Annotated in this window: 28 protein-coding genes and 1 tRNA gene; 12 read left to right on the top strand and 17 right to left on the bottom strand. The window is 71.9% G+C overall.

Annotation, left to right across the window (positions count from 1 at the left end):
* Positions 1-118 precede the first annotated feature (118 nt).
* The 3 genes from ACGFIS_RS31960 to purU all read right to left on the bottom strand — a co-directional run bounded on the left by ACGFIS_RS31960 (position 119) and on the right by purU (position 2,286).
* A complete protein-coding gene (locus ACGFIS_RS31960; protein WP_392908543.1) occupies positions 119-676 on the bottom strand; it encodes a hypothetical protein in 558 nt (185 codons plus the stop codon).
* 1 nt (position 677) lies between these two features.
* Entirely contained in the window at positions 678-1,292 is a 615-nt protein-coding gene (locus ACGFIS_RS31955) for a DUF6286 domain-containing protein (protein WP_392908541.1), read from the bottom strand.
* A 145-nt stretch (positions 1,293-1,437) separates the two neighbouring features.
* Positions 1,438-2,286 (bottom strand): formyltetrahydrofolate deformylase, encoded by an 849-nt coding sequence (gene purU / locus ACGFIS_RS31950; RefSeq protein WP_392908539.1) that lies wholly within the window; start codon positions 2,284-2,286, stop codon positions 1,438-1,440.
* Between the two features lie 225 nt (positions 2,287-2,511).
* Here purU and ACGFIS_RS31945 point away from each other — a divergent pair, with 225 nt between their 5' ends.
* The 5 genes from ACGFIS_RS31945 (at position 2,512) to ACGFIS_RS31925 (ending at position 7,067) form a co-directional block, all read left to right on the top strand.
* Complete coding sequence (locus tag ACGFIS_RS31945) at positions 2,512-3,447, top strand: alpha/beta hydrolase family esterase (RefSeq protein WP_392908537.1); 936 nt, start codon at positions 2,512-2,514, stop codon at positions 3,445-3,447.
* A gap of 55 nt (positions 3,448-3,502) precedes the next feature.
* On the top strand, positions 3,503-4,687 hold the full coding sequence (locus ACGFIS_RS31940; RefSeq protein WP_392908535.1) for an amino acid deaminase/aldolase: 1,185 nt from the start codon (positions 3,503-3,505) through the stop codon (positions 4,685-4,687).
* Positions 4,688-4,764: 77 nt separating this feature from the next.
* Positions 4,765-5,442: an SIMPL domain-containing protein gene (locus tag ACGFIS_RS31935; RefSeq protein ID WP_392973444.1), complete on the top strand. Its 678-nt coding sequence runs from the start codon at positions 4,765-4,767 to the stop codon at positions 5,440-5,442.
* On the top strand, positions 5,439-6,731 hold the full coding sequence (locus ACGFIS_RS31930) for a glycoside hydrolase family 4 (protein ID WP_392973442.1): 1,293 nt from the start codon (positions 5,439-5,441) through the stop codon (positions 6,729-6,731). The genes ACGFIS_RS31935 and ACGFIS_RS31930 overlap by 4 nt, the downstream gene beginning before the upstream one ends.
* Before the next feature lie 15 nt (positions 6,732-6,746).
* Positions 6,747-7,067 (top strand): anti-sigma factor family protein, encoded by a 321-nt coding sequence (locus ACGFIS_RS31925; protein WP_392973440.1) that lies wholly within the window; start codon positions 6,747-6,749, stop codon positions 7,065-7,067.
* On the opposite strand, the gene ACGFIS_RS31920 is transcribed toward ACGFIS_RS31925, so the two are convergent.
* Positions 7,018-7,341, bottom strand: a complete 324-nt coding sequence (locus ACGFIS_RS31920; RefSeq protein ID WP_392908527.1) for a DUF3618 domain-containing protein — start codon at positions 7,339-7,341, stop codon at positions 7,018-7,020. The two genes, ACGFIS_RS31925 and ACGFIS_RS31920, sit on opposite strands and share 50 nt — an antisense overlap.
* A 138-nt stretch (positions 7,342-7,479) precedes the next feature.
* Between ACGFIS_RS31920 and bcp the strand changes: the two genes are divergently transcribed.
* Positions 7,480-7,947, top strand: coding sequence for a thioredoxin-dependent thiol peroxidase (bcp, locus tag ACGFIS_RS31915; protein ID WP_392908525.1), 468 nt, complete (start codon positions 7,480-7,482; stop codon positions 7,945-7,947).
* Positions 7,948-8,002: 55 nt separating this feature from the next.
* Here bcp and ACGFIS_RS31910 read toward each other — a convergent pair.
* Together ACGFIS_RS31910 and ACGFIS_RS31905 are read right to left on the bottom strand one after the other, a co-directional pair.
* Positions 8,003-8,087, bottom strand: a tRNA-Leu gene (locus ACGFIS_RS31910).
* Positions 8,050-9,633 (bottom strand): MFS transporter, encoded by a 1,584-nt coding sequence (locus tag ACGFIS_RS31905; protein ID WP_392908523.1) that lies wholly within the window; start codon positions 9,631-9,633, stop codon positions 8,050-8,052. Before ACGFIS_RS31905 ends, ACGFIS_RS31910 begins: the two co-directional genes overlap by 38 nt.
* 76 nt (positions 9,634-9,709) lie before the next feature.
* Between ACGFIS_RS31905 and ACGFIS_RS31900 the strand changes: the two genes are divergently transcribed.
* The 4 genes from ACGFIS_RS31900 to ACGFIS_RS31885 all read left to right on the top strand — a co-directional run bounded on the left by ACGFIS_RS31900 (position 9,710) and on the right by ACGFIS_RS31885 (position 13,419).
* Positions 9,710-10,369 carry a TetR/AcrR family transcriptional regulator gene (locus ACGFIS_RS31900; protein WP_392908521.1) on the top strand — a complete coding sequence of 220 codons (660 nt, stop codon included), beginning with the start codon at positions 9,710-9,712 and terminating at the stop codon, positions 10,367-10,369.
* A 161-nt stretch (positions 10,370-10,530) separates the two neighbouring features.
* Positions 10,531-11,499 carry an anti-sigma factor RsbA family regulatory protein gene (locus tag ACGFIS_RS31895; RefSeq protein ID WP_392973438.1) on the top strand — a complete coding sequence of 323 codons (969 nt, stop codon included), beginning with the start codon at positions 10,531-10,533 and terminating at the stop codon, positions 11,497-11,499.
* A 79-nt stretch (positions 11,500-11,578) separates the two neighbouring features.
* Entirely contained in the window at positions 11,579-12,505 is a 927-nt protein-coding gene (locus ACGFIS_RS31890; RefSeq protein WP_392908517.1) for an MEDS domain-containing protein, read from the top strand.
* Positions 12,505-13,419 (top strand): anti-sigma factor RsbA family regulatory protein, encoded by a 915-nt coding sequence (locus ACGFIS_RS31885; RefSeq protein WP_392908515.1) that lies wholly within the window; start codon positions 12,505-12,507, stop codon positions 13,417-13,419. The genes ACGFIS_RS31890 and ACGFIS_RS31885 overlap by 1 nt, the downstream gene beginning before the upstream one ends.
* Positions 13,420-13,427: 8 nt before the next feature.
* Here the strand turns inward: ACGFIS_RS31885 and rdgB are convergent, their stop codons facing one another.
* Together rdgB and rph are read right to left on the bottom strand one after the other, a co-directional pair.
* A complete protein-coding gene (rdgB, locus tag ACGFIS_RS31880) occupies positions 13,428-14,039 on the bottom strand; it encodes an RdgB/HAM1 family non-canonical purine NTP pyrophosphatase (RefSeq protein ID WP_392908513.1) in 612 nt (203 codons plus the stop codon).
* Positions 14,036-14,755, bottom strand: a complete 720-nt coding sequence (gene rph, locus ACGFIS_RS31875; protein WP_392908511.1) for a ribonuclease PH — start codon at positions 14,753-14,755, stop codon at positions 14,036-14,038. Before rph ends, rdgB begins: the two co-directional genes overlap by 4 nt.
* 90 nt (positions 14,756-14,845) lie before the next feature.
* On the opposite strand from rph, the gene ACGFIS_RS31870 reads away from it, so the two are divergent.
* Positions 14,846-15,361 (top strand): hypothetical protein, encoded by a 516-nt coding sequence (locus ACGFIS_RS31870; protein WP_392908509.1) that lies wholly within the window; start codon positions 14,846-14,848, stop codon positions 15,359-15,361.
* A 27-nt stretch (positions 15,362-15,388) separates the two neighbouring features.
* Complete coding sequence (locus ACGFIS_RS31865) at positions 15,389-16,105, top strand: hypothetical protein (protein WP_392908507.1); 717 nt, start codon at positions 15,389-15,391, stop codon at positions 16,103-16,105.
* Here the strand turns inward: ACGFIS_RS31865 and ACGFIS_RS31860 are convergent.
* The 9 genes from ACGFIS_RS31860 to ACGFIS_RS31820 all read right to left on the bottom strand — a co-directional run bounded on the left by ACGFIS_RS31860 (position 16,102) and on the right by ACGFIS_RS31820 (position 23,489).
* A complete protein-coding gene (locus ACGFIS_RS31860; protein ID WP_392973435.1) occupies positions 16,102-16,929 on the bottom strand; it encodes an inositol monophosphatase family protein in 828 nt (275 codons plus the stop codon). The genes ACGFIS_RS31865 and ACGFIS_RS31860 overlap by 4 nt on opposite strands.
* Positions 16,930-16,934: 5 nt before the next feature.
* Positions 16,935-18,710 carry a prenyltransferase/squalene oxidase repeat-containing protein gene (locus tag ACGFIS_RS31855; RefSeq protein WP_392908503.1) on the bottom strand — a complete coding sequence of 592 codons (1,776 nt, stop codon included), beginning with the start codon at positions 18,708-18,710 and terminating at the stop codon, positions 16,935-16,937.
* 133 nt (positions 18,711-18,843) lie between these two features.
* Positions 18,844-19,593 (bottom strand): MBL fold metallo-hydrolase, encoded by a 750-nt coding sequence (locus ACGFIS_RS31850; protein ID WP_392908501.1) that lies wholly within the window; start codon positions 19,591-19,593, stop codon positions 18,844-18,846.
* Between the two features lie 30 nt (positions 19,594-19,623).
* Entirely contained in the window at positions 19,624-20,463 is an 840-nt protein-coding gene (gene murI, locus ACGFIS_RS31845) for a glutamate racemase (RefSeq protein ID WP_392908499.1), read from the bottom strand.
* A gap of 153 nt (positions 20,464-20,616) precedes the next feature.
* Entirely contained in the window at positions 20,617-21,408 is a 792-nt protein-coding gene (locus tag ACGFIS_RS31840; protein WP_392908497.1) for a thioesterase family protein, read from the bottom strand.
* Positions 21,409-21,534: 126 nt separating this feature from the next.
* A complete protein-coding gene (locus tag ACGFIS_RS31835) occupies positions 21,535-22,482 on the bottom strand; it encodes a PLP-dependent cysteine synthase family protein (RefSeq protein ID WP_392908495.1) in 948 nt (315 codons plus the stop codon).
* Between the two features lie 21 nt (positions 22,483-22,503).
* On the bottom strand, positions 22,504-22,776 hold the full coding sequence (locus ACGFIS_RS31830; RefSeq protein WP_392908493.1) for a MoaD/ThiS family protein: 273 nt from the start codon (positions 22,774-22,776) through the stop codon (positions 22,504-22,506).
* Positions 22,777-22,869: 93 nt separating this feature from the next.
* Positions 22,870-23,004, bottom strand: coding sequence for a hypothetical protein (locus tag ACGFIS_RS31825; protein WP_392908491.1), 135 nt, complete (start codon positions 23,002-23,004; stop codon positions 22,870-22,872).
* Between the two features lie 65 nt (positions 23,005-23,069).
* Positions 23,070-23,489 (bottom strand): Mov34/MPN/PAD-1 family protein, encoded by a 420-nt coding sequence (locus ACGFIS_RS31820; RefSeq protein ID WP_392908489.1) that lies wholly within the window; start codon positions 23,487-23,489, stop codon positions 23,070-23,072.
* Between the last annotated feature and the right edge of the window lie 36 nt (positions 23,490-23,525).

Genomic DNA, 23,525 nt, shown 5'->3' with positions numbered 1-23,525 from the left:
TCCGAAATCCGCCGACGAAGGCGGCGCGCCGCAGCTCAACGCGCCGGTGAACGATCTCGGGGGCGGCCGTCCGGCGTCGGCGTCACCCCGCCTCCGACGCCGGGCGGCCCGCGTCCGGTCAGGCGGCCTCGGGCTGCGGGCGGCGGCGTCTCCCCGGCCGCGGGCGGTCGGGGCGGAAGCGGATCACCACCGGCAGGTCGGGCATGCCGACGGCGCGGCGGTAGCGTTCGACCGGGCCCGCGCCCAGTTCCCCGTACACCTCGCCGACCAGGGTGTCGCCGGCGCAGGCGACCTTCAGCAGCAGCCGGGGCTTGTCCGCGGTGCCGGTGAGCCGGACCCGGGTGGCGTGGACGCCGGGCAGTTCGCGCGCGGCCCGGGCCAGGTCGCCGGCCGCGGCCCTGGCGCGGACGCGGGTCTGCGGGTCGACGTCCGGCCACCACTGGTGGACGGCGTACCGGGCCTGGACGACCAGCCACAACTGGCCGGCGAGCGCCAGGATCTCCGCGATGCCGGCGGCCGCCGGCAGGAACCAGCCGTGGTCGGCGGCGAACCGGGCCGGCGCCGGGTCGAGCAGCGGACGCTCCGCCACGGCGCCGAACGCGCCGAGGCCGGCGGCGAACGCCGTGGCGCCGCACGCGAACAGCACCGCCCCGAGCACCGCTATCGCGATCTTCATGTCAGTCCCTTCGCCAGCCGAGCCGGACGTCGACCTGGGGCCGGTGCATCGGCTCTATCCGGTCCAGCCGGGCGTCGATTGCGAGGTGGACGAGTTCCGCGAGGTTGGCCGGGTTGCGGTAGTCGGTGACGGCCCTGACGAGAAGGCCCCTGCGGAAGAGCCCCAGGCCCCGGACGCGGGCGCTTTCGATGCCGGGGACGTCGAGCGCCGCGTCCGCGACCGTCCGGCGCAGGGCGGCGCGCCCGACGGCGCCGGCCTGGCGCGGGTCGGAGCCGGCCAGCGGGATGCCGCGCAGGCGGCCGGGCAGCGCGGCCAGCAGGAACGCGAGGCCGAGGAAGGCGGTCGCGCCGGACCCCAGCAGGACGTCCGGGTCCCGCCAGGAGAGCCGCCGCAGCGCGTCCGCGATCACGGCCACCCCCGGCACGGGATGGACGCCGGAGCCGAGCGCGGCGGCCAGCAGTTCGATGGCGGCGACCCCGCCCGCGACGGTCACCAGCAGCGCGGCGGCGACCCCGGCGAACGCGCGGCGCGGCCGGAACTCGCGGACGGCGAGCCGCCGCGCCTGCCGCCTGCTCTGCGCCTCCTCGATCAGGTCCTTGACCAGCGTCTCCGTCATGGCCACCCCCGTGAGCCAATCGGCACGACCGACATCGTCACCCATGGTGAGGCATTGTCACGTGGAGTGAAACTCGCCATGCCGACATCTCACGCGTCGGCCGAACGGAACGCGCCGGACGGAACGCGCCGGCCGGTGGAACAGGTCAGCGGAAGACGACCGTCCGGTCCCCGTTGAGCAGGACGCGGTGCTCGGAGTGCCAGCGGACCGCGCGGGCGAGGGCGAGGCATTCGACGTCGCGTCCCACGGCCACCAGTTCCTCGGGGCTGTGGGTGTGGTCGACGCGCGCGACCTCCTGCTCGATGATCGGGCCCTCGTCCAGGTCGGCGGTGACGTAGTGGGCGGTGGCCCCGATCAGCTTCACGCCGCGCGCGTGCGCCTGGTGGTAGGGGCGGGCGCCCTTGAAGCTCGGCAGGAACGAGTGGTGGATGTTGATGATCGCGCCGGGCAGCTTGGCGCAGAAGTCGTCGGAGAGGATCTGCATGTACCGCGCGAGGACGACGAGGTCGGCGCGGTAGTGCTCGACCAGCGTCAGGATCTCGGTTTCCTGCGCGGCCTTGCCGCCGGAGCCGACGGGCAGATGGTGGTAGTCGATCCCGTACGACTGGGTGAGGGGCCGCAGGTCGGGGTGGTTGGACGCGACCGCGACGATGTCGATGTCGAGCAGCCCCGACCGCGTCCGGTAGAGCAGGTCGTTCAGGCAGTGCCCGCCCTTCGACACCATGATCAGGACGCGCGGGCGGTCGGCCAGCGCGCGAAGCCGCCACTGCAGCCCGAGCTCGGGCACCAGGGACGCGAACGCGCCGCGCAGCTCGTCCGGGTCGGTGTCGTCCAGGACCGCGAACTGCACCCGCATGAAGAAGGTGCCGGAGTCTCCGTCGCCGAACTGCTGGCTCTCCAGGATGTTGCAGCCGCGCTCGGCCAGCAGCCCCGAGACGGCGGCGACGATGCCGGGCCGGTCGGGGCATGACAGGGTCAGCACATATTCGTTCAACGGTCTCACTCTTGTCGCGGTGGGGACGGGGCGGGCCCTGGCGCGACGCGGCAGCTCAGGGCGGGTCCCTTCGAGCTTACGCGCCACCCGCCCGTCTCGCCGCCGTCCCGGCCGAGACGGGTGCGGCGGCGTGTCCCGTGCCGCTCACGGGCACACGCCTGGACATCACCCCGATCACTACTGATGAGTAGTTTGTGGACCTGATTTGAGGTTAGTTTTGCTTCCATGCGGCGAATCCTGCTCGTGGTCCTGGCGATCACCCTCGTCCTTGCGGGCTGCACGAACGAGACCGGGGGCGAGGGCGCGGGCGGGGAGGGCGGGCGGCCGGCGAAGGTGGACGGCATCCCCACCTCCCAGGGCACGCACAAGCAGAAGATCGATGTGGGGACGATCGGGCACCGCGAGTTCCTGCTGCACGTCCCGTCCAAGGTGACCGGCGGCACGTGGGAGGGCGGCAAGCCCGCCGACCCGCCCGCGCTGGTCATCGCCCTGCACGGCGGGCTCGCCACCATGGGCAAGATGGAGGACCTGTCCGGCTTCAACCGGCTGTCGGACGAGAACGGTTTCCTCGTCGCCTATCCGAACGGCGTCATGACGACGTGGAACGCGGGCGACTGCTGCGGCGCGGCGAAGATCGGCGACGTGGACGACGTCGGGTTCCTGACCAAGCTGATCGACAAGCTCACCGGCGCCGGGCTGGCCGACCCGGACCGCGTCTACGTCACGGGGTTCTCCAACGGCGCCGGGATGGCGTACCGGATGGCCTGCGAGAAGCCCGGGAAGGTCGCCGCGATCGGGGTCGTGGAGGGGGCGCTGGTGACCGACTGCGACCCCGGCCGGCCCGTCTCGGCGATGATCTTCCACGGGACGGCGGACGGCAGCGTGCCGTTCAACGGCGGCGGGAACCGCGACTTCAACGACCGGCGGCCGTTCCCGCCCGTGTCGGAGGCGGTCGACTTCTGGCGCCGGGTCGCCGGGCTGCCCGAGGCGAGCGAGCCGGTCGAGGCGCTGACCGACGACACCGTGTGCGAGAGCACCGGCAAGGGCGACCGGGGCGTCGCGGTGGCCTTCTGCAAGATCAAGGGTGGCGGGCACCAGTGGCCCGACAAGGCGAGCGCGATGCTCTGGGATTTCTTCGCGTCCCACCCGCGCGCCGGCTGACCGACGTTACGTGAGAGGTTTTCACATTCACCGGTCCTGTGGCAGTCTGGCCAGCATGAACCTCCGGGACCGCTATGACACAGCGACGGCCGGGATCGAGGCGCCGTTCGCCGTCGTCGACCTTGCGGCCTTCCGCGCCAACGCCGCCGGCCTCGTCCGCCGCGCCGCCGGCAAGCCGATCCGCGTGGCCAGCAAGTCGGTGCGCTGCCGGGCGCTGCTGGAGGACGTCCTCGCCATGGACGGCTTCGCCGGGATCATGGCCTTCACCCTTCCCGAGGCGCTCTGGCTGGCCGCCGAGGGCGTCAGCGACGACATCCTCGTCGCCTACCCCACCACCGACCGGACGGCCATCGCCGCGCTGTCCGCCGACCCCGCCGCCTCCCGCGCCATCACGCTCATGGTCGACTCCACCGACCACCTCGACCTGATCGAGTCGGCCGCCCGCGACCGGAGGGTCCGCGTCTGCATCGACATCGACGCGTCCTACCGTCCCCTGGCCGGACGGGTCCGCATCGGCGCGCTGCGCTCCCCCCTGCGCACCCCCGCCCAGGTCTGCGCGTTCGCCGAGGTGATCCTCAAGCGCCCGTCGCTCGACCTCGCCGGGGTCATGGCCTACGAGTCGCAGATCGCCGGCGTCGGGGACGTCCCGCCCGGACGCGCCACGCGGGGCCGCGTCATCCGCACCATGCAGCAGCGGTCCCGGATCGAGCTGGCCCGCCGCCGCGCCGCGATCGTCCGCGCCCTCCGCGAGCTGACCGAGCTGGAGTTCGTCAACGGCGGCGGCACCGGCAGCGTGGAGAAGACCGCCGCCGAGCGCGCGGTCACCGAGGTCGCCGCCGGCTCCGGCCTCTACCAGCCGCACCTGTTCGACCAGTACTCCAACTTCAGCGGACGTCCCGCCGCGCTGTTCGCCCTGCCGGTCGTCCGGCGCCCCGCGCCCGGCGTCGCGACCTGCCTCGGCGGCGGCTACCTCGCCTCCGGCCCCGGCGACACCGTCCGCCTGCCCCAGCCGTACCTGCCGACCGGCCTGTCCTACGACGCCAACGAGGGCGCCGGCGAGGTGCAGACACCGCTGCTCGGCCGCTCCGCCGACCTGCTGTCCATCGGCGACCGCGTCTGGTTCCGGCACACCAAGGCGGGCGAGCTGTGCGAACGGTTCGCCGCCCTGCACCTGATCGACGGCGACGAGGTCGTCCGCACCGTCCCCACGTACCGGGGCGAGGGCCGAACCTTCCTGTGATGGGAGGCGACCCCCTTCGACCCCCCGCGGGTGCTCCGGGGGCTGAGGTTCGGGGGGCGAGCGTTTAGGTTGGGGCCATGAGCGACGCTCCCATGATCAGTGTTCGCGGTGAGGCGGTGCTGGAGGCCGAACCGGAGATCGCGCGGCTGTCGGTGCACGTCCAGTCGCAGGAATCCGACCGGCGCACGGCACTCGACCGGCTCACCGAGCGCAACCAGCGCTGCCTCGACCTGGTCAAGTCCTACGGCGAGGCCGTGGAGAAGCTGGAGACGGGCGGGCTGTCGATCACGCCGCTGCTGAAGTACAAGCGGCGCGAAGGGGACATCCGCGCCTACCGGGGCACCGTCTGGATCAAGATCACGGTCGCGGACTTCGGGGTCCTCGGCGAGCTGGTCACCCGGCTCGGCGACCTGGAGCGCACCTATGTGAACGGCCCCGACTGGGAGCTGCGGCGCGACAGCGAGGTGTACGGGCGGGCCGCGCGGCAGGCCGCCCACGAGGCCGTCGAGCGCGCCCGCAGCTACGCCGGGGCGCTCGGGTCCCGGCTCACCGGCCTGGTCGAGTTGTCGGACGAGGGGCTCGGCCGGCACCAGGACTCGGGCGCCCCCGTCGCGCTGGCCGCCGCGTACGGGCGGGGCCTCGGCGACGCGCCCGACGAGCCCGAGCCGATCGACCTGGAGCCCGCGACGCAGATCGTCCGCGCGGCCGTCGAGGCCCGCTTCACCGTGTCGCCGCCGGACCTGGAGCCCCGGTGAAGATCGCGATCATCGGGGCGGGCAGCGGCTACATGCCCGGCGTGATCCGGGGCATCCTGCACCGCGCCGGCGACCTGGCGGGCACGGAGGTGTCCTGCTACGACATCGACACCGCGCACCTGGTGGTCATGACGCGGCTGGCGCGCAACATGTTCGCGGCCCGGGACGCCGCGATCACCGTCTCCGCGCACACCGACCTCAAGGCCTCGCTGGACGGCGCGTCCTACGTCTTCACGACGTTCCGCCCCGGCGGGCTCGCCGCGCGCCACCTGGACGAGTCGATCCCCCTCAGGCACGGCGTCGTGGGGCAGGAGACCGCCGGGCCGGGCGGGTTCCTGATGGCGCTGCGCTCCGTGCCCGTCCTGCTGGAGATCGCGTCCGCCGCCGACCCGGGCGCCTGGATCGTCAACTACACCAACCCCACGAACATCGTCACCGACGCCGTCGCCCGCACGACCGGCGCGCGCATCATCGGGCTGTGCGACCAGGCCATCGGCGACACCGAGATGTGGGCCGGACTGCTGGGCCTGCCGTCCGACGGGCTGGAGGCCGACTGGATCGGCCTCAACCACGCCACGTGGGCGCAGCGGCTCCGGCTCGACGGCCACGACCTCGACGTCCCGCTACTGCTGGACGAGATGGAGGTCCCCGGCGGCGGCGCGACACCGTGGCGCGACCCGTCCCGCATGGCCGAACTCGCCAAGACGCTCGGCTTCCTGCCGAACTCCTATGCGAAGTACTACTTCTTCCACGACGACGTCGTCGAGGAACTGCGCAAGAAGGGCACGACCCGCGCGCAGGAAATCCTCGCCATGCTCCCCGCCTACTACGAGCAGGTCACCGCCGAGTCCGGGAAGTCCGACCCGAACCCGTCCCGCGAGCGCGGCGGCGGCGAGCACGGCGAGTTCGCCGTGGACGTCATCTGCGCCCTGCACCGCGACGAGGGCCGCCGGATGATCGTCAACACTCGCAGCAACGGCGCGATCCCGTCCCTGGAACCGGACGCGATCGTCGAGGTCCCCTCGCTCGTCGGACGCTCCGGCCCCGTCCCGCTGACGATGGGCCCTCTCCCCGGACCGGTGCGCGGCCTCACCCAGGCGATCCACGCCTACGAGCGGCTCGCGTCCGACGCCGCCGTCACCGGCGACCGCCGGACCGCCCTGCAGGCCCTGATGGCGCACCCGTTCGTCCGGAGCAAGCACACCGCCGAGAAGATCCTGGACGAGGGCCTCGCCGCGCACCGCGAGCACCTCCCCCAGTTCGCCCGAGTGAACGGGACAGGTCCCTGACCCGTACTCCAGGTCGTGGGAGGAACGGATTGCGGGGAGTACCGCATCGGCCTCGGCGTCTATGCCCTCGGACGGCTGCCCGGCGCCGAGGGCGACGCGTTGTCGGCGCATCTGCGGGGCTGCCCGCCGTGCCGCGCCGAGCTCGCCGAGCTGCGCGTCGTCGCCGAACTCCTCGCCTACAGCCTCCCGCAGCGCCCCGGCCCCGCCGCCCCCGGACGCAGGGGCGGAGTCACGACACGAAAAGGCGCCGGCCGCAGACCGCGGACCGGCGCCTCCCTGACGGGGCTCAGCGGCGTCTGCGCCTACGGTTCCAGAGGACCAGGGCGGTCACGGTGACGGCGGCCCCGACACCGGCCAGCACCAGGCGCTTGTCGAGCCCGCCCCCGGCCTCCTCGTCGTCGGCGGCCTTGGCGTCCGCGGACGGACGCACCAGCGCGCCGACGGACCTGACGACCTGACCCGCCTCCTCCTTCAGCCGATCGGCGCCCCGCTTCGCGGCCTTCCTCGGATGGACCCGGTCGGAGAGCTCGTCGACGTTGCGTGCGAGCTCCTGGACGTTGCGCTCTATGTACTTCTCCAGCCCTTCCGGGTCGCTGGGCCTGTCAGCCATGCCGTGTCCTTATCGTGTGGGGCGAGACCATGTCCTGCGAAGCATGATCCGAACAGTCTGGCAGGTCTTCCCCCCGGCCGCCGGGCGTACCCCGGACGGTACGGTTGGAGCCACCATCCGAGCGAAAGGCGGGCCAGGGTGTCCGAGCGGCTGCAGCCGGGCGATGTCGCCCCCGATTTCGAGCTTCCCGACGCCGACGCGTCCCCGGTGTCGCTGGCCTCGCTGCGCGGAAGGCGCGTGATCCTCTACTTCTACCCGGCGGCCATGACGCCCGGCTGCACCAAGGAGTCTGTCGACTTCGAGAGCAGCCTCGGCGAACTGGAGGCCGCCGGGGTCACCGTCGTCGGCGTCTCGCCCGACAAGCCGGCCAAGCTGGCGAAGTTCCGGGAGAAGGAGGGCCTGACCTTCCCGCTGCTGTCCGACCCGGACGCCGAGGTCCTGAAGTCCTACGGCGCGTACGGGGAGAAGAAGCTGTACGGCAAGGTCGTCGTCGGCGTGATCCGCTCCACCTTCCTCATCGACGCCGAAGGCAGGATCGAGAAGGCGTACTACAACGTGAAGGCCACCGGGCACGTGGAGCGCCTCCGCCGCGACCTCGGGGTTTAGCCCGCCGCACGCGGAACCGGCCCGCGCCGCGCTGGCCGGTTCTTCGCGTTCGAGGTGCGGGCGGGGGGATTCGAACCCCCACGGTGTCGCCACCAACAGGACCTAAACCTGCCGCGTATACCTGGTTTCGCCACGCCCGCCGGTGCCTTCAGGCGCGTTCAGCTTAGCGTTCCGACCGGTGGACCCGGCAACGGATTCCCCTGCCGCGGGGCGGTGCGCGCGGGACAGGGCGGCGACGGCGACGGCCGTGACGGCAAGGGCGATCGACGCGGTCAGCATCGCCGACTGGACGCCGTCCGCGAACGCCGCGCGGGCCTGCTCCGCGGCCTGCGGGCCGGCTCTCAGGGCCAGCGCGAGGGACGACTCCGCCTGCTCCGCGACCGGGCCCGGCAGTCCCTCAAGGCTCAGGTTCGCGCGGTAGCCGGACTGGAGGATGCTGCCGAGGACGGCGATGCCGAGTGCGCCGCCGAGTTCCCTGGCCAGGTCGTTCATCGCGGAACCGACCCCCTGCTTGTCCGGGGGCAGCGCGTCGGTGATCGCGGCCGTCGCGGGGGTCATGGCCAGTCCCATGCCGGCGCCGAGCGGGAGCAGGCCCGTCAGCAGGAGCCAGTACGAGCTGGTCTCGTTGAGCCGGGAGAGGATCAGCAGCGCGGCGCTGACCAGGAACAGGCCGGCGGTGATGACGCGGGGCGCGCCGAGACGGGCGGCCAGCCGCGGTGCGGCGCCGCGGGCGAACGGCATCATCGTGAGCGCCATCGGCAGCAGCATGAGCGCCCCGACCAGCGCGCTCTCGTCCTTCACCAGCTGCAGGTACTGCAGGACGATGAAGATGAACCCGAAGAAGGCGAAGAACTGCAGGGTGATCGACAGCGCGCCCGCGGAGAACGGCCGGATGCGAAACAGCCGCGGGTCCAGCAGCGGGTTCGGCCGCCGCAGTTCCCAGCCGACGAAGCCCGCGAGGATGGCGGTCCCGGCGGCGAGTCCCGCCAGGGTCCGCACGCTCGTCCAGCCCTCCGTGGGCGCCTCGATGATGGAGTAGACGCCGATCCCCAGCCCGGCGACGGTGATGGCGGCGCCGGTCAGGTCCAGTTTGGGCGCGTCCGGTTCGGCGGACTCGGGGACGACCGCGAGGGTCGCGGCGAGTGCGATCACCGCCAGCACGACGTTCAGCACGAAGACCGACCGCCACGACCACGCCTCCAGCAGCGCGCCCGAGGCGAGCAGCCCGAAGATCGCGCTGGCGCCGGCGACGCCCGCCCACGCGCCGACCGCGCGGGTGCGCTGCTCGGCCGGGAACGTCGACGTGATCGTCGACAGGGTGGCGGGCATGACCAGGGCGGCGCCGACGCCGAGGACCCCGCGCATCGCGATCAGCCAGGTCGGGTCGGCGGCCAGCGCCGCGGCGGCCGAGCCCGCGCCGAACACGATGAGCCCGGCGGCGAGGGCGCGGCGGCGCCCGTATCGGTCGCCGACGGCGCCGCCGAGCAGCAGCAGCGCGGCGAAGACGAGCGCGTAGGCGTCGATGATCCACGCCAGTTCCGTCTGCCCCGCGCGGGTGTCGCGGGCGATGGACGGTATCGCGGTGTTGAGGGACGCCACGGCGGACACGACCGTGGCGAGGGACAGCATCACGGTCGGCAGCACCGCGCGATGGACGGTCCCGCCTCCCGCTGGAGGGGCGGCCATGGTGAGCCTCCTTGGACGTGCTCGGTTTCTGTTCGCTCACCTCGAATCCGACCGCCGCCCGGACTATATTTCAACCATGATGAATAAATCCGGGGCCTCGCGCGGCCGGCGGCGCGGCAGCCCCGACACCCGCGAGGAGATCCTCGCGGTGGCCCGCCGCCGGTTCCTCGCCGACGGCTACGGGCCCGTCACGATGCGCTCCATCGCCGCCGAGGCCGGCGTGGACGCCGCACTGATCAGCTACTTCTTCGGATCGAAGAAGGGCCTGTTCGGCGCCGTGCTCGGGCTGATCGCCAATCCGCCCGAGGTGCTCGCGGGCGCGCTGCCCGGCGATCCCGTGACGCTGCCCGAACGCGTCCTGCGCGCCCTGCTGACCGCGTGGGACGACCCGGAACTGGGCCGGCCGCTGGTGCTGATGGTGCGGGCCGCGACACAGGACCCCGAACTCGCCCGGCTGGTGCGCGACATCGTCGAGGACGAGCTGCTCGGCCGCATCGCCGACCACGTCGGCGGCCCCGATGCCCGGAACCGCACCGGCGTGTTCGGCGCGCAGCTCGCCGGGGTGATCTTCACGCGCTACATCCTCGGCGTGGAACCCGTCGCATCGATGCCGCGCGATGAATTACTCGCGCGGCTCACGCCCGGGCTCCGCGCCGTCCTGTACGGGCCGCCGCGCCGGGCCCTGCACCGGACGGCGGACATGGCCGGGCGGGCGCCACACGGCCGGGCCGGGTAAGGGACACGCCCGCGCCGCCATTGCGGACAACGGCGCCGCGATTCCCACGGCACCATTTGAGAAACGGTCTCGGCAGGCCGGGGGCGGGCGGCCTAGGCTTGGCGGGTCAGGCCGTCGACACAGTCGGTGACGCCATGATCGCCAGCCCGCGGGGAACCGTCGTGAACGCTTCCTTCACGCATCGTCTGCTGCCCTACGACGGAGCGGACCAGTTCCTCGACGGCACCCTCCCCTTCCTGCTGGACGGGCTGGACGCCGGTGACCGCGTCCTCGCCGTGTGCGGGACCGGGCGGGAGATGCTGCTGCGCGACGCGCTCGGCCCCGCCGGCGCCGGCGTCGAGTTCAGCGAACCGGCGGCCTGGTACACGCACCCGGCGCGGACCCTCGCGGACTGCCTGAGCGCAGCCGACGAGACCGCCCGGCAAGGGCGCCGCCTGCGCGTCCTCGGGGAACCGGCATGGTCGGCGCGGTCACCGCTGGAGATCGCCGAATGGCAGCGGATCGAGGCCGTCGTCAACGTCGCGTTCCGCGGCACCGGCGCGTCGCTCATGTGCCCGTACTCGGCCACGCTCCCGGCGGGCATCGTCGCGGCCGCCCGCAAGACCCACCCCGAGACCGTGCGCGGACGGCGGCCCCTGCCCAACCCCGGATACCTGGACCCGTGGGCCTACTGCGCGCAGTGCGACCGCGAGCCGCTGCCGCGTCCACCGGCCGGCGCCGACACCCTGAAATTCGACAAGGCCGACCTGTACTGGCTGCGTGCATACGTCACCGAGTACGCGCGGCAGACGCCGCTGCCGGAGGAGGACCTCCAGCGGCTCCTCGTCGCGGTCACGGAGGTCGTCACCAACGCGATGCGGCACGGCGAGCCGCCCATCGTCCTGCGCATGTGGACGGAGACGTCCGGCGGCGACCCCGCCCTCGTCTGCGAGGTCGCCGACCAAGGGCGGTGGGCCGCCGGCACCGGGCACGGGCTCGTCCCGCCGCGCCCCGCGGGCACCGCGCCGGGAAGCCGGTTCGGGCTGTGGGCCGTACGGCTGCTGTGCTCGACCGTGCAGATCAGGACGGGTGACCGCGGCAGCGTCGTCCGGCTGAGGATCACGATCCCCGCCCCTCCGAACGGACAGTGAGGGCTTCCATGCGTTGGGCTTCCAATACCTCCGCCGCGGCGTACGCTGAACACACCACCGACCTCGATGGGCAGGCTCCATGATCAGCGAGCGGGAGACCCCCTGGTTCGCCAACCGTCCCGTCAGCGACGTGCGGCCGGGGGATCACGGCTGGCTGGCCTACCGCGGCTTCGAGGAGCGCGACCGGGTCATCGGGCCGTTCGTCCAGGAGGCCCTGCGGACCAGTGAGAAGGTCGTGTACCTGACCGACGCCCCGGCCGAGCGGCTTCCCGGCCTCGGCCCCCGGCACCGGATCGACGTGGACGCCTACGGCAGGACGGGCCAGCTGCGGGTCATCCCGCGGCGGGACGCCTGCCTCGACCGGCGGGGCGAGTTCGAGCCCGCCATGATGCTCGACACCCTCGCACGCGAGGTCGGCGAGGCGTTCGACCAGGGCTTCCGCGCCGTGCGCATCACCACCGACTACAGCTGGCTGGTGAACCGCCCGGGCCCGCCCGACCTCGGCCGGATGCTGGGCTGCGAGCACCGGGTCGGCAACGCGGTCTCGCCGAGCACGATGGCCATGGCGATCTGCCAGATCGACCGGCACGCGTGCCCGCGCGACGAGCTCGACGCCCTCCGCGACACACATGAGGTCCTCGTGGAAGTGAACCCCGAGTTCGATGACGGGATCCTGAAGATAGTGCGCACGTTCGAGCCCGACGGCCTGCGCGTCGAGGGCGAGCTGGACGCCGCCCGGCACGCCGTGTTCGCCGAGAAGCTCGCGCAGGTGAGCGGTGAACGGCGCCGCGTGCACCTCGACCTGTCCCGGCTCGGCTTCATCGACCTCGGCGGCCTGCACCTGCTGGCCCGGCACGCGACCGGGCTCCCCGCCGGCGAGCCGCTGGTCCTCGACCACCTGGCGCCCGACGTGGAGAACGTCATCGAGATGGTCGGCTGGCACCGGCTGCCGGGCCTGGCCCGCGGCGGCGAACGGACGCTCCCGGGCACGGAGGGCAGCACCTGATGGCGTTGGAGCACAAGGCTTTCCTGTACCGCGGAATCGACGAGTTCCTGTCGGTCACCGTGCCGTACCTCGAATCCGGGCTGGAGAAGGACCAGGCCGTCATCGCCGTGGTGCGCGAACCCAACCTGACCGCGCTCCGGGACGTCCTCCCGCCGCGCGACCTACCCATCCAGTACCACGACTCGGCGGAGTTCTACCGGCATCCCGTCCACACCCTGCGCGACTACCAGACCGTCGTGAAGCAGAACGCTCCGCGCAGCCTGTGTGCACTCGCCGAACCCTTCTGGGACGGCTGGGACGAGCGGCAGACCCTGGAGTGGATCCGCTACGAGTCCCTCATCAACGTGGTGTTTCGGGGTTCGGGGGCGCGGGCGCTGTGCCCCTACGACACCGCGACCCTGCCGCCCGGAATCGTCGCGCAGGCCAGGCGGACCCACCCGCTGCTGCTGGCCCCAGGGCACAACGGCCCGAACGACGAGTACGTCGACCCCGAGACGTTCGGGTCCGGCTGCGACCGCGGCCTGCGCTTCGACCGTCCCCGCACCGCGGAGTACCTTCCCATCGAAGGCGACGACCTGCACGCGCTGCGGGCGTTCATCGGCGAACGCGCCGGCAGGCACGGCCTGGCCCAGCAGTCCGCGCGGAACCTCGTCACGGCCGCCAACGAGGCCGCGGCCAACGCGCTGCAGCACGGCACACCGCCGATCGGCCTCTGGATATGGCAGGACGGCGGCGACCTCGTCTGCGAGATCGGCGACCACGGCTTCTGGCGCCCCGGCCCGCTGACGGGATTCATCCCACCGGACACGGCACTCCAGCCCGGCTTCGGCCTGTGGACCGTCCGCCTCCTCGTCGACCTGATGGAACTCCGAACAGGCCGGGACGGCACCTTCATCCGACTGCGCGTTCGCTGACTCCGGGCTCAGCGCGCCACGATGTCGGCGAGGGCGCGGAAGGCCTTCCCGCGGTGGCTGATGGCGTCCTTCTCGCCGGAGGCCATTTCGGCGGTCGTGCGGGACTCGCCGTCCGGGACGAAGATCGGGTCGTAGCCGAAGCCACCGGTGCCGCGCGGTTCGCGGATCAGGGTGCCGCGCATCCGTCCCTCGACGCGGTGCTCGGCGCCGCCTGGGACGACCAGGACGGCCGCGCACACGAACGCAGCGCCGCGTTGCCCGTCGGCGACGTCCGCGACCTGGTCGAGGACGAGCTGGAGGTTGGCGGCGTCGCGGTCGCCGGTGGCGGCGCCGAACCGGCCCGACCAGCGGGCGGACAGGACGCCCGGCATGCCGTTCAGCGCGTCCACGCACAGGCCGGAGTCGTCGGCGACCGCGGGCAGGCCGGTGAACGCGGCGATCGCGCGGGCCTTCAGCAGCGCGTTGCCCTCGAACGTCAGCTCCGTCTCGGGCACGTCGGGGGCGCCGGGGAACGCATCGAGGCCGACCACGTCGAAACCGGCCGCGTCGAGGCCGCCGAGGATCCGGTGCAGCTCGGCGATCTTGCCCGCGTTGCGGGTCGCCAGGACGATCCGCGTCATCGGGCGAGGGCCTGCGCCTGAAGCCGGGTCAGCTCGGCGCAGCCGCCGGCCGCGAGGTCGAGCAGCGCGTCCAGTTCGGCGCGGTCGAACGGGGCGCCTTCGGCGGTGCCCTGCACCTCGACGAACCGGCCGTCGCCGGTGCAGACCACGTTCATGTCGGTGCCGGCCGCGGAGTCCTCCTCGTAGCACAGGTCGAGGCGGGCCTCGCCGTCCACGACGCCGACGCTGATCGCCGACACCGAGGTGATGAGCGGGTCGCCCTTGAGGAGCTTGCGTTCGCGCATCCAGCTCACCGCGTCGGCGAGCGCCACGTACGCGCCGGTGATCGCGGCGGTGCGGGTGCCGCCGTCGGCCTGCAGCACGTCGCAGTCGAGCTGGACGGTGTTCTCGCCGAGCGCCTTGAAGTCGAGGCACGCCCGGACGGAACGCCCGATCAGCCGGGAGATCTCGTGGGTGCGTCCGCCGATCCGCCCCTTGACGGACTCGCGGTCGTTGCGGGTGTTGGTGGCTCGGGGCAGCATCGCGTACTCGGCGGTGACCCAGCCGAGGCCGCTGTCGCGCCGCCACCGGGGCACCGACGACTGCACGGACGCGGCGCACAGCACCCGTGTCGCACCGAACTCGACCAGTACCGACCCTTCCGCGTGGTCGAGCCATCCGCGCTGGATGCGGACGGGGCGGAGCTGGTCGGACGCGCGATCATCGGGGCGAGACATGCGCTCCACCCTAGCGGCAGCGCGCCGTCAGGCCTGGCTTACCACCGGTTGACACCCGAGCCTCGATGGGATGCTCTGGCAGATGACCCATTGACGGCGAGTGAGCGGCTTCAAAGCATGCCTGTGGAAATCGAACGCAAGTTCTTGCTCGGTGCGGCCCCCGACTGGTCTCATCCGATTCTGCGCGATGCCGACCTCATCGAGTACGAGCAGATCTACCTGAAAGTCGAGGACGGCGACCAGTTGCGGATTCGCCGCGGCGTACGGTCCGGCCGTTCCGACTACCGTCTGGCGCGGCTGCACCGGCTGTCCGACGGCGTGCGGGAGGTCGAAGAACGGGAACTGGCCGCACAGGAGTACGAGGAACTTCGCCTGACCCGGGACATGCGCCGGGAGATCATCGCCAAGAGCCGGCGCTGTTTCCACTGGAATGGCCAGTTCTTCGAACTGGACGACATCCACCGGCCCGCCAGCCGCGCCTGCAATCTGCTCGAACTTCAGGTCGAGAGCCTGGAGCAGAGCTTCACCCTTCCCGACTTTCTCGTCATCGACCGCGAGGTCACCGCAGAGCCGGCGTTCTCCAACGCCGTGATCGCACTCGGCTGAAACGGCGGCCGTTCCGCTGGAGGCTTCATGACCCGCTACGAACTGGCGGCACGGCTCTCGGAGACCCTTGGGCCACCCGACGGGCAGGCCGGACCCCGGCTGCACGCCGCGCTGCTGCCGTTCGCCGACCCGGGCGCCACACGTGAACTGCTGTGCAGCGCACTGCGCGACGAGCAGTGGCTGGAGGCCGTGCGGGCCGGCTCGTACCGGCACCCCAACGGCTTCCACAAGATCGTTCTCCTCGCGGGCGACAGCTACCAGCTCCGCCTGCACGTGTGGAGCGAACTGACGCGGGAGAGCGGGGTCGAGAATATCCACAATCACCGCTGGGACTTCTCATCGGTGATCCTTCTCGGCGGCTACCGGTTCCAGGAGTTCACCCCGGACCCCGGTGGCCCCGCCTTCCACTCCTACGGCTACGCCTCCGACCGGGGCGCCACCGTCTACGCGCTGGAACCACTCGGGCACCGCGGCCTGTCCCGCACCTTCGACGCGCATCTCAGCGCGGGCTCGTCGTACACGCTCACGTCCGACGTCTTCCACCGGGTGTCGAACCCTCCCGGACGGCTCACCATGAGCCTCGTCCTGCAGGGACCGCACCGGCCCGACTCCACCGTCCTGGTCTTCGCGGAGGAATCACTGACCACGGGTGAGCCCCTCCCCCGCCCCGGGTTCTCGCAACCCGCGCTGCGGCTTCTGCTGGAGACGCTCGTCGACGAACTGGCCGCCGCCGTGTCCGCCTAGAGCGCGACCTGCGGGGACCTCGCGCACTCCAGCAACTCGCGGGCCAGCCTCTCGCTTCGGGCGGCGACGAACGACACGGGCCTGCCGTACATGGAGCCGTGCGCCGTGAGCGGGGCACCCGACAGGTCCAGGACATGCCCGCCCGAAGCGCTGACCAGCAGCATTCCGCCGCCGACGTCGAGCAGGCCGCCGTCATGGCAGATCATGCCGTCGAGATGCCCTGCCGAGATCAAGGCCAGATCCAGCGCCGGCGCCCACATCGACACGGTTCTCTTGCAGCGTCCCCCGAGCACCTCGCGTATGTGGTCGCCCCAGACACGTCCGGCCGCCGAGTAGTTGGTCACCAGCGAGACCGTGGACCGTCGCAACGGGACCGGCGGGCACGGTGGCACCGTCCCAGGCGGCGACACCTCCGTGGCGACGAACTCCCGCCGCAGCAGTGGGTCGACGACGACCGCGAGGACGGGCCGCTCCCATCGGAAGAGCGTGATGGCGACCGCGCAGTGCGCGATGCCGTACCCGAAGTTGTTGGTCCCGTCGAGCGGGTCGACCACCCAGACGTACTCGGTGTCAGGCCATTCTGCTGCGGCTCCCTCCTCCGCGAGGACGCCGTGCCCCGGGAACTCCTCGGCCAGGGTGGCGATGATGCGCCGCTGAGCCTCGACGTCCACGCGAAGCTGGACGTCGTGATCCCCCCGGTAGCGCTTCTCCGCGGGAAGTCCGAACCGCGCACGCAGGTAGGCACCGGCCGCCCGGGCGCAGCCGAGTGCGACCGTGCCCTCCCGCTTCCAGCCGCCGTCCGGGAACGGTTCAGACTCGGACACGACACTCAGCCTCCCGTGAGCCGCCTGGTGCGCCTGCTCCTCCACAGCCGATACTCCTCGCCCACGACGTTCGGCGCCACAGCTACGAGCAGTGTGACCGAGAGTGTCGCGAGCCATGCCCAGACCTTGTCGGTCTTCGAGGAGGTCAGCAGGTCGTCGAAGACGTTGAGCTGGTTCAGCGTCACGAGCGCCACGACGACCGTCAGGGCGGACAGCCACGCCGTGTGAAGCCATCGTCGCCGGTTCACCGCCGGCGCCTGGTCCTGCCCGGTCAGCAGTTCCTCCGCGCAACTCTCCAGGGCGGCACGCTCCCGGGAACGGTACGGCTCCATGGCGACCGGCTCCACATCACCGTGCATCGTGTCCATGACCGTGCGAAGCGCGTAGAGCGCGTCATGCGTGGCCCACATCACCCGCGAGCCGGGAGTCAGCGAACACCGCCACGCGCCATCCGGGTCCTGCAGCTTGAGCAGCCTGTCGGTGCCGGTGAGGATGACAGGGTCGCTGAGGTCGGCGCCCGCCATCGCCAGCGCGGCGAGCGCCCAAGGTGTGGCGAAGTGCCGGAAGTCCAGGCGGGCGGAGGTTCGCGGATCGATCAAGGAGGTGTGCGCGGTCCCCTCCCATGGCTCGTCCCTGCCGGGGTCGAAGCACGTGCGTAGATACGCGACGGCCCGTCGGACGGCCGGGTCGTTCGGCGCGACCCCCGCGGTGAGCAGCGCGACGACCGTGTACGCGGTATAGGCGGCGGACGAGCTCTGCGTCCGTCCGGCGACCGCGGGCAGGGCGCCCCAGCCACCGTCCTCGTGCTGCGCGGCCCGCAGCCATGCGACGCCCCTGGCGGCGTCGCTGCGGCCGTAGCGCGCCAGCACGCGCACGGCACACGTGGTCGGGAACACCTGGAGGTCCGGCGCGGCGCCGTCGACCGGCGCCGCGGACGGCCACCCGCCGTCCCGCTGCAGCGACTCGAGCCAGCCGAGGCCAGCGGCGACGACCGGGTCGGAGTCCGAGCGTCCCATGGCGTGCAGGGCCCACAGGACGGCGCAGGTGCTCTCGGTGAGGGACCGGTCGGAGTGTGCGCCGACGAGGGACTTGCGGACCTGCCACCCGCCGTCACGGTTCTGCATACCCTCCAGTGACCGCACCGGCTTGCTCAGTTGGTCGCCGGTGACGCCCGCGTGGACGTGCGCAAGAATTCCTTCGGCCGTGGAGAGCAGACCGAGGGACAGTCCGTCCATGTAGAGGTTCCAGCCCCATCGGCCGTCCTCTATCGAGCGGTGGTTCTCCAGATAGAGCAGCGACTTGTCGATCGCTTGCCGCATCCGGAGCGGCAGTCCACGCGCCACAACGGACGCGCGGTACCAGCTGAGCGCGGTCGCGAACAGCGAGGCACGGGCCACCTCCCCGCCGCGAGACTCCAGATCCGCCATCGACAGGATGCGGCCGCCGGTCCCCGTCCGTGAGAATTCCTGCGGCCCCCGCACGACCGCGCAGACGGTCAGCCGTGGTCGGCGCGCCCCGGGTTCGGCCGCCAGCAGCCCGAGGTAGTCGACCTCTAGGCCGAACCGGTCCTTGGCGGCCCGGGTGACCATGGCCCCGAGGCCGTCCCCGTCGTCCGGCCCGCGACGGCGTGTCCCCTCGACCGGAAGCCGCAGCGGGGCGATGTCCGCCCCGTCGGCCTGGACGACGAAGCCGTCTCTGCTTTCCGCGTAGAGGATCAGTTCCAGCCACGGGACCCGGTCCTCCGATGGCGCGTACTCCCCTTGGGCTGCCCCGTTGCTCACGACCACTCCCGCGCATCGGCCCCGGCGCTCGCGGGAGCGTGCGCCGCTTCAGATGTCCGCGGTCATGCTTTCATGTCGCCACATGGTGGACTGTGCGATTGCGCACAGTCCCGGCGGCGGACACGCGGGGGCGTTAGAGGTCGTAGACCGTTCCGACCTCGGCGAGCTCGATCGGGCCGCGGAAGCCGCTGGCCTTCGCCTCGGCGAGGGTCTGGGCCGGGTCGTTCCACGGCAGCAGATGCGTGAGGACGAGCCGGGCGGCACCCGCGCGGAGCGCGTGCTCCCCCGCCTCGCCACCGGTCAGGTGCATGTCGGGCGGGAGCCCGGGACGCTGCGCGAACGCGGCCTCGCAGACGAACAGGTCCGCGCCGTCCGCGAGCCGGACGAGGGAGTCGCTGTGACCGGTGTCGCCGGAGTAGGTGAGGACCTTGCCACCCTGCTCGACGCGCAGTCCGTACGCCTCGACCGGGTGGTTCATCAGCGCGGACGTCACGGTGAAGGGGCCGATGGTCATCGGATCGGGCTCGAAGATCCGGAAGTCGAAGGTCTCGGTCATCCCCGGGTTGGGGTCGAGCTCGTACGCCTTGATCATGTGTTCGGCCGTGCCATGGGGGCCGTACACCGGGATGCGGGGGGCGGGACCGTCCGGACAGTACGTCCGCGCGATCCAGTAGACGGTCAGGTCCAGACAGTGGTCGGGATGCAGGTGCGTGATGCAGATGGCGTCGATGTCCAGCACGCCGTGGTAGCGCTGAAGGGTGCCGATCGAACCGTTGCCGATGTCGAGGAGCATGGAGAAGCCGTCCGCCTCGATCAGGTAGCTGGACGCGGGGCTGTCCGGCCCAGGGAAACTGCCGGAGCAGCCGATCACAGTGACCCGCACGCTCAACTCCTCCTTCGTGTCCCCGAGGAATCAGGTCGTCAGCGCTTTGTTGGGAGCGGTCTCCACCGAATCGATCTCCGGCCCGAGGAACCGGCGGCCGAGTTCGGCGAAGACGGCGGGGTCCCCGGTGGCGCGGAACCGGTGCCGCGGCCGGGGCGTCGCCTCGGCACGGGAAAGCCCCCGATCGTGGAGCACGCGATACACGTCCTTGGCGGTCTCGTCGGCGCTTGACACCAGTGTGACCCCGTCTCCCACGACATACGAGATGACGCCGGTCAGCAGTGGGTAATGGGTGCAGCCCAGAATGAGGGTGTCGCATCCGGCGTCCACGATCGGGCGGAGGTAGCCGCGGGCCTCCTCCAGCAGTTCCCCGCCCATCGTCACGCCCGCCTCGACGAACTCGACGAAGCGGGGGCAGGCCGCACTGACCAGTTCGATGTGCGGGGCCGCGGCGAACGCGTCGTCGTAGGCGCGGCTGTTCACGGTGGCCTCGGTGGCGATCAGCCCGACCCGTCCGTTGGACGTGGCGCGGGCCGCGCGCCGGGTGGCGGGGTTGATGACCTCGACCACCGGGACGTCGTAGCGTTCCCGGGCGTCGCGCAGCATCGCGGCGCTGGCGCTGTTGCAGGCGATCACCAGCATCTTCACGCCCTCGTCGACGAGCCGGTCGAGCATCTCCAGGGCGTAGGCGCGGACCTCCGCGATGGGACGCGGCCCGTACGGCTGGCGGGCCGAGTCCCCCAGATAGACGATCGGCTCGTTCGGCAGCTGGTCGAGGATGGCGCGTGCCACGGTGAGCCCGCCGAAACCGCTGTCGAAGATCCCGATGGGGGCGTCTGGGAGGCCGTCCCCCCGGGATGCTGCTGACATGGTGCACAAGGCTAAGCGAGAAGGCCCCGCGCGGGTACGTCATGCGTTGGACATCACACCGTCACATGCCGGAAAACCGTCCAGTTCACGCCGTGTGCGCGTGATCCGGACGCGAAGCGGGCCGAAACGCCGGGAGGCGGGAAAAGGATCGCTTCACGAACGGGTGCGGGGGACCCTGGCGATCTGCCGGCTCTGGGCGACGAGCCTTCCGGTGGAGTCCCAGACCTCGACCTCCTCGTCGAACCAGCCGTCGGCGAGGAGCCGGCCGGTGCCGTGCACGGCCAGCCAGCCGGGCGCCGGTACGGCCCGCATGTGCCAGGTCAGTTCGACGGTCGGGGCCCAGCCCTGCGCACCGAGGTTCAGTGCGACGGGCGGCAGGGCGTCCACGGCGAGCGCGAGGGAGTAGGCGTCGATCGCGTAGTCGTCGCGATGCCGGAACCAGCCTCGCACCTCGGGGCGCCCGGTCGGCTGCCCGTCCAGCCAGCCCATCGTGGACCGGTCGAAACGCATGTCGACGCTGTCGGCGAAGCCGCCGCCCGCCGGTGGGCGGAAGTCGGTGCACTCCTCCAGCGGCGGCATCGCCGGGGGCGCCTCGCCCGCCCAGGCGGGCTCGGCCGCGGCGTCGAGGGTGCCGGTGGTGATCAGGGCGTCCACGACGGGGCGGCCGTCCTGGACGAGGGTGACCCGCGACGCGGCGGCCGTGCGGCCCGTCTTGCGGTGCTCCACGATCACCTCGGCGGGGCCCGGCCTGCTGACCCGGTGGAAGTTCGCCGCGGTCGAGACGGGGTGCTCGTGCGGGGAGGCGTCGACGGCGGCGCGGTCCAGGACGGCCATGACGTAGCCGCCGTTGAGCGCCTCGCCGATGGTGTAGCCGGCGTCCAGGACGGCCTCATACCGGCCCTCTCCGACCTGCTTGACCGCGGTCGTCTCACCGAATCCGCTCATCCGCACACTCCTGCGTCCTGCCGTGCGGCGGGGCGTACCACCCGCCCGGCACGATTCTAGAATCACGTTCGAAAACGCACTCTACCGTGCCGGGCAGAACCTCGCCGCGCCCAGGCCCCGGCCCGGTCAGGCCCAGAGCTGGCCTTCGAGGCGGGCCTCCGCCTCCTCCAGCGTCCCGCCGTACGCGCCGGTGGACAGGTACTTCCAACCGCCGTCGGCGATCACGAAGACGATGTCGGCGCGCTCACCGGCCTTGACCGCCTTCGCCGCCATCCCGGCCGCCGCGTGCAGCGCGCCGCCCGTCGAGATGCCCGCGAAGATGCCCTCCTGCTCCAGCAGCTCGCGGGTGCGGCGCAGCGCGTCCCCCGACGTGACCGAGTACCGGGTGGTCAGCACCGACTCGTCGTACAGCTCCGGGATGAAGCCCTCGTCGATGTTGCGCAGCCCGTACACCAGGTCCCCGTACCGGGGCTCCGCCGCGACGATCTTCACGTCCGGCACCCGCTCGCGCAGGAACCGGCCGACGCCCATCAGCGTGCCCGTGGTGCCGAGCCCGGCGACGAAATGCGTCACCGTCGGCAGGTCCTCCAGGATCTCCGGGCCGGTCGTCTCGTAGTGCGCGAGGGCGTTGGCCTCGTTGCCGTACTGGTAGAGCATCACCCAGTCGGGGTTCTCCTCCGCCAGCCCCTTCGCCACCCGGACGGCCTCGTTCGAGCCGCCCGCCGCCGGGGAGAAGATGATCCGCGCACCCCACATCTCCAGGAGCTGGCGGCGCTCGGCGGAGGTGTTCTCCGGCATCACGCACACCATCTCGTAGCCGCGCAGTTTCGCGACCATGGCCAGCGAGATGCCGGTGTTGCCGGACGTCGGCTCCAGGATCGTGCAGCCCGGCGTGAGCAGCCCCTCCTTCTCCGCCTTCTCGATCATGTAGAACGCGGGACGGTCCTTGACCGAGCCGGTGGGGTTGCGGTCCTCGAGCTTGGCCCAGAGCCGGACGTCGTCGCCCGGCGAAAGCCGCGGCAGGCCGACCAGCGGTGTGCGGCCGAGCGAGTCCAGCAGCGAGTCGAAACGCATGGTGCCGCTGCCCAGCCCGGCTCAGCCGCCGGCTACGGCGGGGAGGATGGTGACGCTGTCGCCGTCGGCGACCTGCGTCTCCAGGCCGCCGAGGAAGCGTACGTCCTCGTCGTTGAGGTAGACGTTGACGAACCTGCGCAGGCCCTTGTCGTCCACCAGCCGGCCGCGCAGGCCGGCGTGGCGCGTGTCCAGGTCGGTGAACAGCTCGTCCAGCGTGCCGCCCTTGCCCTCGACGGCCTTGGCGCCGTCGGTGAGGTTGCGCAGGATCGTCGGGATGCGGACCTCGATCGCCATCGCGGTGATCTCCTTCTAGTCGTACGGGGGCTCCCCGCCCTCAGCGGTCACAACCGGGCGGGGAGCGGGATGATTCCAGGCGGGATCAGCGCGTCAGCGACAGTCGTAGACGACCTCGGCGCGCGAATGCCCGAACAGAAAGCTCTGCACGGGGGGCACCGCGGCGGAACCGGCGCGGCGCCGAGCCGCCGGCGACTCGCCGCCCGTCCCGTGCCCGCTCGTCCACATGCCGCCCAGTTTACCGGCCGCGACACGGTCGTCCCCTGCCGACCCGTGCCGGCCCCGCACCGCCGCTACGCGTCGTAGGCGTCGACGACGGCGACCTCTTCCTCGGTGACCTCGCCGTCCACGATCCGGAACGACCGGAACTCGGTGTCGTCGACCTCGCGGGTGGAGATGAGCACGTAGTGGGCGTTCGGCTCCGAGGCGTAGGAGATGTCGGTGCGCGACGGGTACGCCTCGGTGGAGGTGTGCGAGTGGTAGATGACCACCGGCTCCTCGTCCCGGTCGTCCATCTCGCGCCACACCTTGAGCTGCTCGTGGGAGTCGAAGCGGTAGAACGTCGGAGACCGCTCGGCGTTGACCATCGCGACGTACCGGACGGGCCGGTCCGAGCCGATGGGGCCGGCGATGACACCGCAGGCCTCGTCGGGATGGTCGGCGCGCGCATGCGCGACGATCTTCTCGACCAGGGCACGCTCGATCGTCAGCATGATCCGAAGGCTACCGGGCGCCGCGGCCCGCGCGGG

The organism is Spirillospora sp. NPDC048824, from assembly GCF_043198455.1.
Lineage (GTDB): Bacteria > Actinomycetota > Actinomycetes > Streptosporangiales > Streptosporangiaceae > Spirillospora.
This window is presented reverse-complemented; position numbering and strand designations above follow the sequence as displayed.